This is a genomic window from Bradyrhizobium sp. Ai1a-2, from assembly GCF_000426245.1.
Taxonomy (GTDB): Bacteria; Pseudomonadota; Alphaproteobacteria; order Rhizobiales; family Xanthobacteraceae; genus Bradyrhizobium.
In genome coordinates, this window is record NZ_AUEZ01000055.1 from 1 (window position 1) to 13,921 (window position 13,921).

Sequence of the window (13,921 nt, forward strand, 5' to 3'; positions counted from 1 at the left end):
CGAAGTCCGGATCATCCGCCAGCGCTTCGAACATACCTAGCCAGACCCCCTTGGCGCTCCACCGGCTGAAACGTCGGAAGACGCTGTTCCATTCGCCGAACGCTTCGGGCAGATCACGCCACGGCGAACCGGTTCGCACGATCCATAACACGCCCTCGACAAACATCCGGTTGTCGCGGCCTGTCGAACCACGCTGGTCCGGCCGACCGATGATCAAGCCGGAGATACGGTCCCATTGCCTGTCGCTCAGAACGAGCCGATCCGTAACGCCCAAGGCTTCCTCCTAAAAGAAAGCCTTGAATCACGTTCCATCTGATTTGAGAATCCCAAGAGTCCACACAGCCTAGATCGCCATTGCGAGCGAGGCGACGCAATCCATATCGCCACACGGTATGTGCGGAGAGATGGATTGCTTCGTCGCTTCGCGCCTCGCAATGACGGTGGGAGGAAAAACACCATGGAAATCGGATTCATCGGCCTCGGGAACATGGGTTTTCCGATGGCGCGCCGGCTGGTCGAGGCCGGGCATCAACTTACCGTGTTCGATACGCGCAAGGAGGCCGTCGAGCGGCTGACCGCGCGCGGCGCGCAGGCCGCGTCTTCGCCGAAGGAGGTCGCCGACCGGGTCGAGACGGTGATGGCGAGCCTGCCTTCACTGCAGGCCTCGCTCGAGGTCGCGACCGGCGCCGGCGGCGTGATCGAGGGCAAGCGCGTCAAACGCTTCGTCGATCTCTCCACCGTCGGCTCGCAAATGGCGGTGCGCATCCATGACCTGCTGGCGAAGCGCAACATCGTGCAGATCGACAGCCCCGTCAGCGGCGGCGTCGGCGGCGCCGAAAAAGGAACGCTGGCGGTGATGGTCTCCGGTCCGCGCGCGGACTACGAGACGCTGAAGCCCGCGCTCGACGTGATCGGCAAGGTGTTCTTCATCGGCGAGAAGCCGGGCTCGGGCCAGACGATGAAACTCGCCAACAACTTCCTGTCGGCGACCGCGATGGTCGCGACCTCGGAAGCCGTGGTGATGGGCGTGAAGTCCGGGCTCGATCCGGCCGTGATGATCGATGTCATCAATGCGGGCTCGGGCATGAATACGGCGAGCCGCGACAAATTCCCACGCTCGGTGCTGCCGCGCACGTTCGATTTCGGCTTCGCCACCGGCCTGATGGTGAAGGACGTGCGGCTGTGCCTGGAAGAGATGAAGTCGCTCGGCCTGTCGGTGGAAGTCGCCGAAGCCGTCGGCCGCCTGTGGGAGACCGTGATCCGCGAGGCGGGACCGGAATCCGATTTCACCTCCGCGATCAAGCCGATCGAGAAGGCGGCGGGCGTCGTGGTCGGCGGGGCAAAGGGCAGCCACGCGGCGAAGTGAGCGCAGGGTTAGTGATGCGGGAGCTGCAACCGCTTGCTCGCGCTACGACGCCCCCCTGTGGTTATGGGTCCGCGCCGTCGCGGGACGACCGCGAACAAGATGATGCTTGAATCAAAAAGAAAGACCGCCTTGCGGCGGTCCTTCTGCATTTCCACGAACGTGTTCTGTGTCGGCAGCTTTCGCTGCGCCGATCGCGGGCGCTATTTCGGCTGGCGACGGCGCCTGACGTACCAATAGACGCCCGCAGCGACGAGGAAGGGAAGTCCTGCGCCGGCGGCGGGGCCGGGAGCGCCACGATACGTTCCCTGACCCTCATAGTGGTAGACCTGGTCGGGAGGGAAGAACAACCAGGCCGAGAAGTACACTCCGGCGGGGATCGCCGCAGCCATCGTGAGGAAAATCGCGAGAACCCAGCCCGGTAACGACATTGTTGCACTCCGCTCAGCCACATTTGATAATATTAATCTCACTCCGATTTAAATAACTGTCAACGGGGATTTAATATTTAAATTTCTGATCTGCGAAAATGACATGGATGAGGACGGGATAAGCTGGAAATACCGCAGGTTATCCGAGGCTTATCCACACATCGAGCGTCGGCCGGCGGTATTCCATGACTGTGAGATGGTGTGATCACAGTTCTGTTAAGTCAAAGTTGCTCGCAAGCACGCGCCGTTTCCGGCTCAAACGGCCCCGCAAACTTCTGCGCTTTGCCGAGAAATTCGTCCGACCATTGAAAACTTCGGCTGTCGCACCGATTTTCCGGTGGTTAAAATGAATTGTACAAGTTATTAAATCGCAATGGCCATTTTAAATGAATTAATCGCCGTTCGTCCCGCATCGCAAATAGCGAGGGACCTCCCGCGCGGCGAATTCTTTGCGGGGCTCTTCGCACTCGGCTGTATCAGCGGCCTCACATCACGCATCATCCAATCGATCGACCGGCTTGGATGGGCAGATGCCTTCTTCAGTACGTTTGAGATCAGCATCATCGTCTGGGTCTCGTGTGTCGCCGGGATCGCTCTCATCCTTCAGGATCGAACGACCGGGATTCGCCGGTCGGAACTCGCGATCGGCGCAGCGTTTCTCGTATTGGTCATTCTGCCCATCGGTCCCCTGAGCTGGTTTGGGATAACCGCGCTCGGCCTCTACCTGGTCCTCTCCACCGACGTCCCCTCAACCCGGCGCGGCGCCCTGATCATGGTGGCGACCTGCGTGCCCATGCTCTGGAGCCGGCTGCTGTTTCAGTTCTTCGCCGACCTGATATTGCAGATCGACGCCTCACTCGTGAGCTGGCTGTTGCACACGCATCGGAGGGGCGACATCGTCGATTTCGCCGACGGGTCCGGAATTCTCGTGATCCTGCCCGCCTGCTCTTCGATCGCCAACGTATCGCTTGCACTTCTCTGCTGGGTCACCGTCAGCCAATCCGTCGGCCACAAGAGGTCAGTTTACGATCCATTGTGGTGCCTGATGGCCTGCGTGTCGGTAATCGCGGTGAACGTGACGCGCATGAGTTTCATGGGATGGAGCCAGTGGCATTACGAGGCGTTCCATTCCCCATTGGGCGCCGCGGTCGCCAACATGACCATACTTGGCCTGATCGTCGGCTTCTGCGTGATAGGGGTGAGGCGTGAACTCTTCCAGCGCATTTAGGGCGTTGATCGCCATCGTGCTCCTGCTGGCTATCGGATGGAAGGTCGCAATCCCAGCCGATGACAAGAGCCATGTAAAAGATGACTTGGTCGGATTTCTCGAGGCCAGGCACTTCAAGGTGGTCGTAACCGACCAGTTTGTGAATGACGCGCCGATCGTCCGGGCCACCACCGAGTCATGCCAACTGCACGTCGCCAGGCTGACCCCTGACGGATCGAACGCGAATCTCATTCGGCATCTTAGTGCCGGCGCGAAGCGCTCGTTCGTGGTGTTTCGCGGCCAGGTGTATCCGCGACAACCCGTGTTCTGGACCGTGCTGGATTATCTTTGGTCCAGATTCCTTCGCGAGCTTGGCCTGGTCAGGTACATTTCGCCTGTCATCAGCGTAGCCGAGAGTACATCCTGCGACGCAGAGCGGCTCCCGTGGGGTGAACTCCAGGGTCCAGCCAGAACCAGCTAGCCAATCACAGCCACGGCGCGGACTTGTCCATCGCGATCAGCGCCTCGACGTCGATGCGCGGCCGCACGACTGCATACTGATCGTCCTTGACCAGCACTTCCGGCACCAGGGGCCTGGTGTTGTAGCTGCCGGACTGCACGGCGCCGTAGGCGCCGGCGGTCATGATCGCCAGGAGATCGCCGGGCTTGGGCTCGGGCAGCGAACGGTCGAGCGCGAGATAGTCGCCGCTTTCGCAGACCGGGCCGACCACGTCGGCGATGATCGTGGGCGCGCCCTTCTTGGCCTGCCGCACCGGCAGGATGTCGTGATGCGCTTCGTAAAGCGTCGGCCGGATCAGGTCGTTCATCGCGGCGTCGATGATGACGAAGTTCTTCGCCTCGCCATGCTTCACATAGATCACGCGGGTGACGAGGATGCCGGCATTGCCGACGATCATCCGGCCCGGCTCGAACATCAAGGTGCAGCCGAGGTTATGCGTCACGCGCTTGACCATCGCGGCATAGGCGTCCGGCGCCGGCGGCGCCTCGCGGTCCATGTAATAGGGGATGCCGAGGCCGCCGCCGAAATCGATGTGCGAGATGTTGTGGCCGTCGGCGCGCAGCGTTTGGACGAATTCGGCCAGGATCCGGAACGCGGTCTCCATCTTGGAGAGATCGGTGATCTGGCTACCGATATGCATGTCGGCCCCTCGCACCTCGATGCCCGGCAGCTTCGCCGCACGGGCATAGACCTCGCGCGCCCGCGTGATCGGGATGCCGAACTTGTTCTCGGACTTGCCGGTCGAGATCTTGGCATGCGTGCCGGCATCGACGTCGGGATTGACGCGCACCGAGATGCGCGCGGTTTTGCCCATCTCGGCCGCGAGCCGCGACAGCAATTCAAGTTCGGGCTCGGATTCGATGTTGATGCAGAGGATGTCGGCGGCAAGCGCGGCGCGCAGCTCGGCCTCGGTCTTGCCGACGCCGGAGAACACGATTTTCGACGGCGGAATGCTGGCAGCGAGCGCCCGCTTCAATTCGCCGCCCGAGACCACGTCGGCGCCGGCGCCGAGCTTTGCCAGGGTGCGCAGCACCGACTGGTTGGAATTGGCCTTCATGGCGTAGCAGACGAGCACCTTCTCGCCGGCGAAGGCTTCGGTGAAGACGCGGTAATGGCGCTCCAGCGTCGCGGTCGAATAGCAATAGAACGGCGTGCCCACGATTTCCGCGAGCCTGGACAGGTCAACGGCTTCGGCGTGCAGCACGCCGTCGCGATAGTCGAAATGATTCATGGCGCGCTCAGTCGAGAAGCGGGTCGAGGACGAAGGATCGCTGGCGACCCTTGGCCGCGGCCGGCGGCGCATCTGTTCCGTAGTTCGGATTGAACAGGCTGGGCTGGGCTGCCCGCTGGGTCTCGGTATCGCCTTGCGGCGCGACCGGCGTCTGCGCCGAACTCGCGGTCGGCGGCAGGTCGAGCGGTCCCCTGCGTCCGCAGCCGCCAAGCGTCAGCGCGGCAACGCCGACAAGGATAAGAGCCCATCCCGACCGGGTCAGGCGGTGGTTACTGGTCACGACGAAATCCCCAATGCGGGCCGCACCATACAAACATTGATTTGCTCTGGCGAGCCCCCGGACAACCATGAGATTACAGCGAAATTTGTCGTTCAGCCCAATTTTCGCTGTTTTTCCAGCCGCTTTACCCAGGCCTTTGCCTGGGAAAGCACGTTCCTCGGCGCGGTGCCGCCAAAGCTGGTGCGGCTTTTCACCGATGATTCGACCGACAGCACTTTCAGCGCATCGGCGGTGATCTTCGGCTCGACCTCCTGCATCGCTTGCAGCGGCAATTCGTGCAAGCCGACGCCTTGCTGGGAGGCCAACGCCACGATGCGGCCGGTGACATGGTGGGCCTCGCGGAACGGCATTTTCAGGCTCCGCACCAGCCAGTCGGCCAGATCCGTGGCGGTAGCATAGCCCTCGCCGGCCGCAGCTTTCATCCGCGCCTCATCCGGCACGAGATCGGCGACCATGCCGGTCATGGCGCGAATCGCGAGCGAGAGCGCGGCGAAGGCTTCCATCGCGCCCTGCTTGTCCTCCTGCATGTCCTTTTGATAGGCGAGCGGCAGGCCCTTCATCACGATCAGGAGCGCGGTGAGCGCGCCGATCACGCGGCCGGTCTTGGCGCGCACCAGTTCCGCAGCATCAGGGTTGCGCTTCTGCGGCATGATCGAGGAGCCGGTGGTGAACTTGTCGCTGAGCAGGACCAGGCCGACCAGCGGCGAGGTCCAGATCACGATTTCCTCGGCGAATCGCGACAGGTGCACGGCCGTGATCGCGGCGGCCGACAGGGTTTCCAGGACAAAATCGCGGTCGGAGACCGCGTCGAGCGAATTGGCCATCGGACGGTCGAAGCCGAGCGATTTTGCCGTTGCGGCCCGATTGATCGGAAACGAGGTGCCGGCGAGCGCGGCGGCGCCGAGCGGCGATTCGTTCAGCCGCTTGCGGGCGTCAGTGAAGCGGCCGCGGTCGCGCGCCGCCATCTCGACATAGGCCAGCAGATGATGCCCGAAGGTAACGGGCTGGGCGGTCTGCAGGTGGGTGAAGCCCGGCATCACCGTTCCGGCGTGTTCCAGCGCGCGCGCGACCAGCGCCTGCTGGAACGCGGCCAGCCCCGCGTCCAGCTCGTCGATCGTGTCGCGGATATAGAGACGGAAGTCGGTCGCAACCTGGTCGTTGCGGGAGCGCGCGGTGTGCAGCCGGCCGGCGGCAGGGCCGATCAAGTCCGACAGCCGGCTCTCGACGTTCATATGGATATCTTCGAGCGCGCGCTTGAAATCGAACGATCCCTTGTCGATTTCTGACAAAATCGTGTCTAGACCTTTGCCTATATTTTTCGCATCAGACGCAGTGATAATGCCTTGCGCGGCGAGCATCGCAGCGTGGGCCTTGGACGCGGCAATGTCCTGGGCATAAAGGTGACGATCGACGTCGATGGAGACGTTGATTTCCTCCATGATCGCGTCGGGACGTTCGGAGAACCGCCCGCCCCACATCTTGTTGCTCATGATTGCTCGCTCACGACTTCTTAAGATTTCAGGCCCAGCCCTTGATCGCCGACCGTCACAACCGACCTGCCGCCGGCGCGGGCCCTGCTTAGCCATATCTGACGCGGAATGACAAACGATATGCCCGAAACTCCCCCGTCCCGTGGCGCCACGCGCCGGATCCCGCTCGTGATCGGCGCAGTGCTGGTCGGCGCGCTGATCGGCTATGCCGGCGTCTCCGGATTTGGCGGGCTGATGGGGCGCGGCCCGTCCGGCGATCCGACCTGCAGCAGCGCAGTCGATCTGGCGAAGCGGCTGAGCCCGCTGGCGCAGGGCGAACTCGCCGCGCTGACGATGGCGACGAAGCCCTTGCGGGTCCCGGATCTCGCCTTCGAGGACGGCGAGGGCAAGCCAAGGAAGTTGTCCGACTGGCGCGGCAAGACCGTGCTGGTGAACCTCTGGGCCACCTGGTGCGTGCCCTGTCGCAAGGAGATGCCGGCGCTGGACGAGCTGCAGGCCAAGCTTGGCGGCAAGGATTTCGAGGTGGTGGCGATCAACATCGACACCCGCGACTTCGACAAGCCGAAGAACTTCCTCAAGGACGCCAATCTGACCCGGCTCAGCTATTTCAGCGACACGAAAGCCAAGGTTTTCCAGGACCTTAAGAGCATAGGCAAGGCGCTTGGGATGCCCACCTCGATGCTGGTCGACGGCAAGGGCTGCGAGATCGCGACCATTGCGGGTCCGGCCGAATGGGCGAGCAATGACGCCGTCAAGCTGATCACGGCCGCCCTGCAGCCGGCGGCGGCCGGGATTTAGGCTACCAGATTGAGATTGCCGCCGACGCCCGGCGCCAGATTGGCCGTGGATGGCGCGCCGAGCAGGGTCTGGACCGCGAATTTCTCGGCATCCGCATTGGATTTGATGATCGAGGTCTGGACCTGCGACTGCAGGCCGCCGGCCTGCATGGCCAGAATGCCCGAGACCATGCTCATCATCTCCATACGCGGTACTCCCGATTTCGGGCGCACCATAGGCGGCGGGGGGTTAACGAATGTTTCCCGGCGCGCCCGCGACGTGGTGCGTAGGATGGGTAGAGCGTTTTCGAGCGAAGTGGATACCGGTTCGCGTGAAGAAAACGCGTCAAAACAAGAATCTAGAGCTTCGGTTCTGATTCAATCAGAACCGAAGCTCTAGCGTGTCGGGACCGGTTTTTCGCCGCGGTAGTCGTAGAAGCCGCGCTGGGTTTTGCGGCCAAGCCAGCCGGCCTCCACGTATTTCACCAGCAGCGGGCACGGCCGGTATTTTGAATCGGCGAGCCCCTCATGCAGCACCTGCATGATCGACAGGCAGGTGTCCAGCCCGATGAAATCGGCAAGTTCGAGCGGGCCCATCGGATGGTGGGCGCCTAACTTCATCGCCGCGTCGATCGCCTCGACGTTCCCGACGCCCTCATAGAGCGTGTAGATCGCCTCGTTGATCATCGGCAGCAGGATGCGATTGACGATGAAGGCCGGGAAATCCTCCGACACCGCGACCTGCTTGCCGAGCTTGCCGACAAACTCCTTGGAGGCCTCGAAGGTCGCATCGTCGGTGGCGATGCCGCGGATCAGTTCGACCAATTCCATCAGCGGCACCGGATTCATGAAATGAATGCCGATGAAGCGCTCGGGGCGGTCGGTAGAGGCGGCAAGCCGCGTAATCGAGATCGATGAGGAGTTGGAGGCGACGATCGCTTCCGGCTTCAGGACCGCGCAGAGATCGTGGAAGATCTTGCGCTTGGTCTCTTCCTTCTCGACCGCGGTCTCGATCACAAGATCGCAATCCGCCAGATCGTCGAGGCTGTCAGTCGCAACGATCCGGGACAGCGCCTGCTTGCGCTGCTCCTCGGTGATGGTTTTCTTGGCCACCTGGCGCGACAGGTTGCCGTTGATGGTTGCGAGCGCCGATTTCACGCGATCGGCGGAAATATCGTTGAGCAGCACGTCGAAGCCCGCAAGCGCCGCCACATGGGCAATACCGTTACCCATCTGACCCGAGCCGATCACGCCGACCTTCTTGATTGCGACCGTCATGTTCTCATCCACCGGGACGGCGCGTCCATCGCGCTTCGCCCAAGTCCCTACAATGTCCCCTATATCCGACAAGTCTTACGTTTGCGCATGATCTTTTTCATAAACCGAGCCCACTTAGCGCCGAGGCGGCGCCTTAGGTCCTGATCATGCTTCGGGCGAAGGTACCTGCTTCGCCGAAAAACGCCATTCAAAAACACGAACACCGGCCGGGACTGAATCGTCCGGCCGGTGTTCGCTTTGCTTATTTTCCGAGCTTGCCGAGCGCCTCGGTCAGCTCCGGAACCGCCTGGTAGAGGTCGGCGACCAGGCCGTAGTCGGCGACTTGGAAGATCGGCGCGTCCTCGTCCTTGTTGATCGCGACGATCACCTTGGAGTCCTTCATGCCGGCCAGATGCTGGATTGCGCCGGAGATGCCGATTGCGACATAAAGTTCCGGCGCCACCACCTTGCCGGTCTGGCCAACCTGCCAGTCGTTCGGCGCATAGCCGGCATCGACGGCGGCGCGCGAGGCGCCGACGCCCGCGCCGAGCTTGTCGGCGAGCGGCTCGATGTACTTGGCGAAATTTTCCCGGCTCTGCATGGCGCGGCCACCGGAGACGATGATCTTGGCCGAGGCGAGCTCCGGACGGTCGCTCTTGGCGACCTCTTCGCCGAGGAAGCTGGAGAGGCCGGGATCGGCCGCAGCCGCTACCGTCTCGACCGGCGCGCTGCCGCCCTCGCCCGCCGCCGCGAAGGTCGAGGTACGGACCGTGATCACCTTCTTGGCGTCCTTGGACTTCACCGTCTGGATCGCGTTACCGGCGTAGATCGGACGCTCGTACGTGTCGGGCGCGACCACCTTGATGATCTCGGAGACCTGCATGACGTCGAGCAGGGCCGCAACGCGCGGCATCACGTTCTTGAAACGCGAGGTCGCGGGCGCGACGATCGCATCATAGGACGGCGCCAGCGAGACGATGAGCGCGGCAAGTGGCTCGGCGAGATCGTGCGCATAGGCTTCGCCTTCGGCCACCAGCACCTTGTTGACTCCGGCGAGCTTCGCCGCCGCTTCGGCCGCCGCCTTGGTGCCCTGGCCGCCGCCGGCGACCAGCACATGCACGTCGCCGCCCAACTGGCTGGCGGCGGTCAGCGCCTTGTTGGTGACGTCCTTGAGCTTCTCGTGTTCGTGTTCGGCAATCAGCAATGTCGTCATTTAGAGAACCCCGGCTTCGGTCTTGAGCTTCGACACCAGTTCGGCGACGTCCTTGACCTTGACGCCCGCCTTGCGGCCTGCCGGTTCCGAAGTCTTGAGGATTTCGAGATGCGGCGTGAGATCGACGCCGTAATCCGCGGCGTTCTTCTCGTCGATCGGCTTCTTCTTCGCCTTCATGATGTTTGGCAGCGACGCGTAGCGCGGCTCATTCAGGCGAAGGTCGGTGGTAACGATCGCCGGGCCCTTCAGCTTGACCGTCTGCAGGCCGCCGTCGACCTCGCGCGTCACCTTGAAGTCAGAACCTTCGACTTCGAGCTTGGACGCGAACGTCGCCTGCGACCAGCCGAGCAGCGCGGCCAGCATCTGGCCGGTCTGATTGCTGTCGTCGTCGATCGCCTGCTTGCCGAGAATGACGAGACCGGGCTTCTCCGCCTCGACCACCGACTTCAGGAGCTTGGCGACCGCGAGCGGCTCCACCGTGCCCTCGGCCTTGACCAGGATGCCGCGGTCGGCGCCCATCGCAAGGCCGGTGCGGATGGTCTCGGAGGCCTGCGCCGGGCCGATCGACACCACCACGACTTCGGTCGCCTTGCCGGCCTCCTTGAGCCGCAACGCTTCCTCGACCGCGATCTCGTCGAACGGGTTCATCGACATCTTGACGTTGGCGAGTTCCACGCCCGATCCGTCACCCTTGACGCGGACCTTGACGTTGTAGTCGACGACCCGCTTTACCGGCACAAGAACCTTCATCGATCCTCTTTCGCTTTGAAATTAGGGGGTTGGTTGGCTTGGGCGCGGAACCTAAAGGTCCCGTTATCGGCGGTCAACGCGCGAAAGCCAAAAATCGGCCCCGGGGATTTCAGACCCATTCTAGAGCATATCCGGTTCTGATTGCATCAGAACCGAAGCCCCAGGTTCTTGTTTTTGACGCGCTTTCTCCACACCGCTTCAAAACGGCTCTAGCGGTTCTGGCCGGGCACCCACAACACGTCGCCGGCGCCCTTGTCGTTCTGGAAGCGGCTGGCGACAAACAGGAAATCCGACAGGCGGTTCATATACTGGATGCCAGCCTCGCTAACCGGCTCGTCCGGTCGCGCAGCAAGTTCCACCATGACCCGTTCCGCCCGGCGGCAAATCGTGCGGGCGAGGTGCAGATAGGCCGCCGCCGGGGTGCCGCCAGGAAGTACGAATGAGGTTAACGGCGCGAGCTCGGCATTGAGCGTGTCGATGTCGCGCTCGAGCCGCTCGACCTGGCTCGCCAGCATCCGCAAGCGCTCCGCCTTGCCCTCGCGCTGGGGCACGGCGAGATCGGCGCCAAGATCGAACAGATCGTTCTGGATCAGGCCGAGCATGCGGTCGAGCGCGGGGCTATCCGCAAGATGAAGCCGAACCACGCCGATCGCCGCATTGGTCTCGTCCACCGTGCCATAGGCGCTGACGCGCAGATCATATTTCGGCCGGCGCTCGCCGCTTCCAAGCGCGGTGGTGCCGTCATCGCCCGTGCGCGTATAGATCTTGTTGAGCACGACCATGTTCAGCTCCGTCGAATGTTCAGCTCCGGCCTTCGTGACCACCTCTCCCGTAGGGAGAGGTCGGCGCGAAGCGCCGGGTGAGGGATTACGGTAAAGCGAGGGACCTCAACCCCTCACCCGGATCGCTTGCGCGATCCGACCTCTCCCCTTGGGAGAGGTAAGAACTAGCGGCCCATCGCCCAGACCGCGAGCATCGCGATCACGATGGCGACGAATTGCAGCAAGACGCGCAGTCGCATCAATTTCTGCGAGGTGTTCGGCGAGCCGCCGCGCATCATGTTGGCAAGACCGAGCAACAGGACCAGACCGACAGCGCCGACCGCGATGGGGAGGATGAACGTACTTAAGAGGGATGCCATCAACCCTACATAACACCGCGATATCCGAAGCGCCACATCGGGCAAATGCAACGATCTGGCGTTTGGCGCGATTATATCGGAAGCTGGTGTGCGGCCTCGGCTGGCCGGATCAGGGTGGGAAGTGAAGCAGGTTCACTACGTCTACCGCGTCGTGATGGATGCGTTCTACACGTTCCTCGCCGACGACGGCTGGGCGATTGCGAGCCATATCGCGCTGTCGACGTTGATGGCGCTGTTCCCGTTCCTGATCGTGCTGACCTCCCTCGCCGGCTTTTTCGGCTCCAAGGAACTGGCCGACCAGGCCGCCAGCCTGCTGCTGCAGACCTGGCCCAAACAAGTCGCCGACACGCTGTCGAGCCAGGTCCACGACGTCCTGACGACCACGCGCGGTGACATCCTGACCGTCGGCGCGGCGCTCGCGGTGTATTTCGCCTCCAACGGCGTCGAGGCGCTGCGGGTGGCGTTGAACCGCGCCTATGCCGTGGTCGAGTTGCGGCGCTGGTACTGGCTCCGACTCGAATCGATCGGCTACACCCTGGTCGCCGCCATCACCTCGCTCGCAATGGCGTTCCTGATCGTGCTCGGTCCGCTCATGCTCGAGACGGCCCGGCTGTACATTCCATTCTTCGTCGAGAGCAACGAGCGCATCGTCAACATTGCGCGCTACGGCATCACGATCACGGCGCTGACCGTCGCGCTGTTCATCCTGCACGCCTGGCTGCCCGCGGGGCGCCGCAGCTTCCTGCAGATCCTGCCCGGCATCATCTTCACGATGGTGGCCTCGCTGATATCAGGTATCGTGTTCGGTCAATACCTGGCGCGCTTCGCCAACAATTACGTGACGATGTATGCGGGGCTCGCGTCGGTGATCATCGCGCTGGTGTTCCTGTATTTCATCGCCGCGATCTTCGTCTATGGCGGCGAATTGAACGCAGCGATCATCAAGTCGCGCCTGCCGAACGGCGTGTCGCTTCAAGCAGCGCAGTCGCTAAAGCACGTGGACTCACAGGCTTGACCAGGAACGCGTCGGCACCGGCCGCGCGCGAGGCTGCCTCGTCCTCGCTGCGGCCGGAAATCCCGATGATCGGAATGCGGCCGAGCGGCAGCTGAAGCGCACGGATATGCCTGATCGCCTCGACCCCGTCGATGCCGGGCAGCACCATGTCCATCAGCACGGCGTCGAAGGCGCCCTGCTGAAGCCGCTCCGGCGCTGCTTCCCCCTCGCCGATGAACTCCGCCTGATGACCGAGCTCGGTGAGGATGGTGTTGAGCACGACGCGGCCGAACGGATTGTCCTCGACGCTCAGCAGCCGCAGCGCACGCGGCGACCCCGCTGGAACGTCACTTTCGGCATCGCCTTTGGTTACCGCGGGTTCGCCGGCGGATGCCAGCACGATCGTCAGCGTAAAGGTGGTGCCGCCGCCCCGCCGCTGCCTGGCGACGATGTCGCCACCCATCGCCCGCGCAAGCTGCTTGACCGAGGACAGGCCGAGACCGGCGCCACCGAAGCGCGAGGCGATCGAGACATTGGCCTGCGAAAACGGACGGAACAGGCGCTTGATCTCGGCGAGCGAAAGCCCGATGCCGCTGTCGGAGACCGCAAAGGCGACCCCGATCTTGCCCTTCCCGGCGCGCATCGGCGCGACCTCGAACGCGACCGACCCCCGTTCGGTGAACTTGATCGCATTGTCGATCAGGTTCTCCAGCGCCGCGCGCAGCCGAATGGCATCGCCGACGGCGAACGCGGGCAGCTTCTCGGAGATATCGACCGAGGCCTGCAGGCCCTTGGCCGCCGCTCGCCCCGTCAGCGAATTCCCGGCATTGCGGGCAAGCGTGCGCAGGTCGAAGAAATCCTGCCGGACCTCGAGACCCGGGCCGCGGCTTCGCGCCGCATCGACGAACAGGGTCGCAAGGCTAGCCAGATGCTCGGCGCCGGCCTGGATGGTATCGACCCAGCGCCGCTCGCGCTCGTCGAGGTCGGAGGTCGCAAGCAGGTTGCTGATCGCGAGAATGCCGGTGAGCGGGGTGCGCACCTCATGCGCGAAAGCCGCCAGCGCGGTTTCGACCACGCCGGGCCCCGCCTTGGCAGACGCGCGCCCGCGGCGTGCTTTTGCCGCCTTCAAGACACGCTTCCGCGACGGCGTCTTCTTGGGATGCCGAATGGTGCGCCCAACGCGCGATCTTGCCGCCATGATTACCGTAAACCCTGCCCCGGCCGGCAGAATGGCATGCCAGGGCCATCCGAGTCACGGAGACCTTTGG

General features: G+C 63.1%; 17 protein-coding genes. 5 read left to right on the top strand and 12 right to left on the bottom strand.

The window, feature by feature from the left end:
• Positions 1-274: IS5 family transposase (locus K288_RS0128995; RefSeq protein ID WP_027582706.1), on the bottom strand; the 274-nt coding region annotated here is incomplete at its 3' end.
• Positions 275-457: 183 nt separating this feature from the next.
• Here K288_RS0128995 and K288_RS0129000 point away from each other — a divergent pair.
• The gene (locus tag K288_RS0129000) at positions 458-1,366 is read left to right on the top strand and encodes an NAD(P)-dependent oxidoreductase (protein ID WP_027582707.1); all 909 of its coding nucleotides are present in this window, start codon (positions 458-460) and stop codon (positions 1,364-1,366) included.
• A gap of 200 nt (positions 1,367-1,566) precedes the next feature.
• On the opposite strand, the gene K288_RS0129005 is transcribed toward K288_RS0129000, so the two are convergent.
• Positions 1,567-1,794: a hypothetical protein gene (locus K288_RS0129005; RefSeq protein ID WP_027582708.1), complete on the bottom strand. Its 228-nt coding sequence runs from the start codon at positions 1,792-1,794 to the stop codon at positions 1,567-1,569.
• Positions 1,795-2,167: 373 nt separating this feature from the next.
• Between K288_RS0129005 and K288_RS0129010 the strand changes: the two genes are divergently transcribed.
• Both K288_RS0129010 and K288_RS0129015 read left to right on the top strand, forming a co-directional pair.
• A complete protein-coding gene (locus tag K288_RS0129010) occupies positions 2,168-3,022 on the top strand; it encodes a hypothetical protein (RefSeq protein WP_027582709.1) in 855 nt (284 codons plus the stop codon).
• Positions 3,000-3,482: a hypothetical protein gene (locus tag K288_RS0129015; protein ID WP_152535727.1), complete on the top strand. Its 483-nt coding sequence runs from the start codon at positions 3,000-3,002 to the stop codon at positions 3,480-3,482. The genes K288_RS0129010 and K288_RS0129015 overlap by 23 nt, the downstream gene beginning before the upstream one ends.
• A 4-nt stretch (positions 3,483-3,486) precedes the next feature.
• Here the strand turns inward: K288_RS0129015 and lysA are convergent, their stop codons facing one another.
• From lysA to argH, 3 genes are all read right to left on the bottom strand, one after another.
• Positions 3,487-4,752: a diaminopimelate decarboxylase gene (gene lysA, locus K288_RS0129020; protein ID WP_027582711.1), complete on the bottom strand. Its 1,266-nt coding sequence runs from the start codon at positions 4,750-4,752 to the stop codon at positions 3,487-3,489.
• Positions 4,753-4,759: 7 nt separating this feature from the next.
• Complete coding sequence (locus K288_RS0129025; protein WP_027582712.1) at positions 4,760-5,032, bottom strand: lipoprotein; 273 nt, start codon at positions 5,030-5,032, stop codon at positions 4,760-4,762.
• 92 nt (positions 5,033-5,124) lie between these two features.
• Positions 5,125-6,522: an argininosuccinate lyase gene (gene argH, locus K288_RS0129030; RefSeq protein ID WP_027582713.1), complete on the bottom strand. Its 1,398-nt coding sequence runs from the start codon at positions 6,520-6,522 to the stop codon at positions 5,125-5,127.
• A 120-nt stretch (positions 6,523-6,642) separates the two neighbouring features.
• On the opposite strand from argH, the gene K288_RS0129035 reads away from it, so the two are divergent.
• Positions 6,643-7,320 carry a TlpA disulfide reductase family protein gene (locus K288_RS0129035; protein WP_027582714.1) on the top strand — a complete coding sequence of 226 codons (678 nt, stop codon included), beginning with the start codon at positions 6,643-6,645 and terminating at the stop codon, positions 7,318-7,320.
• On the opposite strand, the gene K288_RS0129040 is transcribed toward K288_RS0129035, so the two are convergent.
• The 6 genes from K288_RS0129040 to K288_RS0129065 form a co-directional block, all read right to left on the bottom strand.
• Positions 7,317-7,505, bottom strand: coding sequence for a putative motility protein (locus K288_RS0129040; protein WP_027582715.1), 189 nt, complete (start codon positions 7,503-7,505; stop codon positions 7,317-7,319). The two genes, K288_RS0129035 and K288_RS0129040, sit on opposite strands and share 4 nt — an antisense overlap.
• 189 nt (positions 7,506-7,694) lie before the next feature.
• A complete protein-coding gene (locus K288_RS0129045) occupies positions 7,695-8,576 on the bottom strand; it encodes a 3-hydroxybutyryl-CoA dehydrogenase (RefSeq protein WP_027582716.1) in 882 nt (293 codons plus the stop codon).
• A 241-nt stretch (positions 8,577-8,817) separates the two neighbouring features.
• On the bottom strand, positions 8,818-9,768 hold the full coding sequence (locus K288_RS0129050; protein WP_027582717.1) for an FAD-binding protein: 951 nt from the start codon (positions 9,766-9,768) through the stop codon (positions 8,818-8,820).
• Positions 9,769-10,518, bottom strand: a complete 750-nt coding sequence (locus K288_RS0129055; protein ID WP_027582718.1) for an electron transfer flavoprotein subunit beta/FixA family protein — start codon at positions 10,516-10,518, stop codon at positions 9,769-9,771.
• Between the two features lie 209 nt (positions 10,519-10,727).
• Complete coding sequence (locus K288_RS0129060) at positions 10,728-11,300, bottom strand: cob(I)yrinic acid a,c-diamide adenosyltransferase (protein WP_027582719.1); 573 nt, start codon at positions 11,298-11,300, stop codon at positions 10,728-10,730.
• 164 nt (positions 11,301-11,464) lie between these two features.
• Complete coding sequence (locus tag K288_RS0129065) at positions 11,465-11,659, bottom strand: twin transmembrane helix small protein (protein WP_027582720.1); 195 nt, start codon at positions 11,657-11,659, stop codon at positions 11,465-11,467.
• 121 nt (positions 11,660-11,780) lie between these two features.
• Between K288_RS0129065 and K288_RS0129070 the strand changes: the two genes are divergently transcribed.
• Positions 11,781-12,674, top strand: coding sequence for a YihY/virulence factor BrkB family protein (locus tag K288_RS0129070; protein ID WP_027582721.1), 894 nt, complete (start codon positions 11,781-11,783; stop codon positions 12,672-12,674).
• On the opposite strand, the gene K288_RS0129075 is transcribed toward K288_RS0129070, so the two are convergent.
• Positions 12,601-13,851, bottom strand: a complete 1,251-nt coding sequence (locus K288_RS0129075; RefSeq protein WP_027582722.1) for an ATP-binding protein — start codon at positions 13,849-13,851, stop codon at positions 12,601-12,603. The genes K288_RS0129070 and K288_RS0129075 overlap by 74 nt on opposite strands.
• Positions 13,852-13,921: the final 70 nt, after the last annotated feature.

Excerpts from the sequence above, each read along its gene's own strand:
- K288_RS0129000 (WP_027582707.1), top strand. The coding sequence starts at position 458 with ATGGAAATCGGATTCATCGGCCTCGGGAACATGGGTTTTCCGATGGCG.
- K288_RS0129005 (WP_027582708.1), bottom strand. The coding sequence starts at position 1,794 with ATGTCGTTACCGGGCTGGGTTCTCGCGATTTTCCTCACGATGGCTGCG.
- K288_RS0129010 (WP_027582709.1), top strand. The coding sequence starts at position 2,168 with ATGGCCATTTTAAATGAATTAATCGCCGTTCGTCCCGCATCGCAAATA.
- lysA (WP_027582711.1), bottom strand. The coding sequence starts at position 4,752 with ATGAATCATTTCGACTATCGCGACGGCGTGCTGCACGCCGAAGCCGTT.
- argH (WP_027582713.1), bottom strand. The coding sequence starts at position 6,522 with ATGAGCAACAAGATGTGGGGCGGGCGGTTCTCCGAACGTCCCGACGCG.
- K288_RS0129035 (WP_027582714.1), top strand. The coding sequence starts at position 6,643 with ATGCCCGAAACTCCCCCGTCCCGTGGCGCCACGCGCCGGATCCCGCTC.
- K288_RS0129040 (WP_027582715.1), bottom strand. The coding sequence starts at position 7,505 with ATGGAGATGATGAGCATGGTCTCGGGCATTCTGGCCATGCAGGCCGGC.
- K288_RS0129045 (WP_027582716.1), bottom strand. The coding sequence starts at position 8,576 with ATGACGGTCGCAATCAAGAAGGTCGGCGTGATCGGCTCGGGTCAGATG.
- K288_RS0129050 (WP_027582717.1), bottom strand. The coding sequence starts at position 9,768 with ATGACGACATTGCTGATTGCCGAACACGAACACGAGAAGCTCAAGGAC.
- K288_RS0129055 (WP_027582718.1), bottom strand. The coding sequence starts at position 10,518 with ATGAAGGTTCTTGTGCCGGTAAAGCGGGTCGTCGACTACAACGTCAAG.
- K288_RS0129060 (WP_027582719.1), bottom strand. The coding sequence starts at position 11,300 with ATGGTCGTGCTCAACAAGATCTATACGCGCACGGGCGATGACGGCACC.
- K288_RS0129065 (WP_027582720.1), bottom strand. The coding sequence starts at position 11,659 with ATGGCATCCCTCTTAAGTACGTTCATCCTCCCCATCGCGGTCGGCGCT.
- K288_RS0129075 (WP_027582722.1), bottom strand. The coding sequence starts at position 13,851 with ATGGCGGCAAGATCGCGCGTTGGGCGCACCATTCGGCATCCCAAGAAG.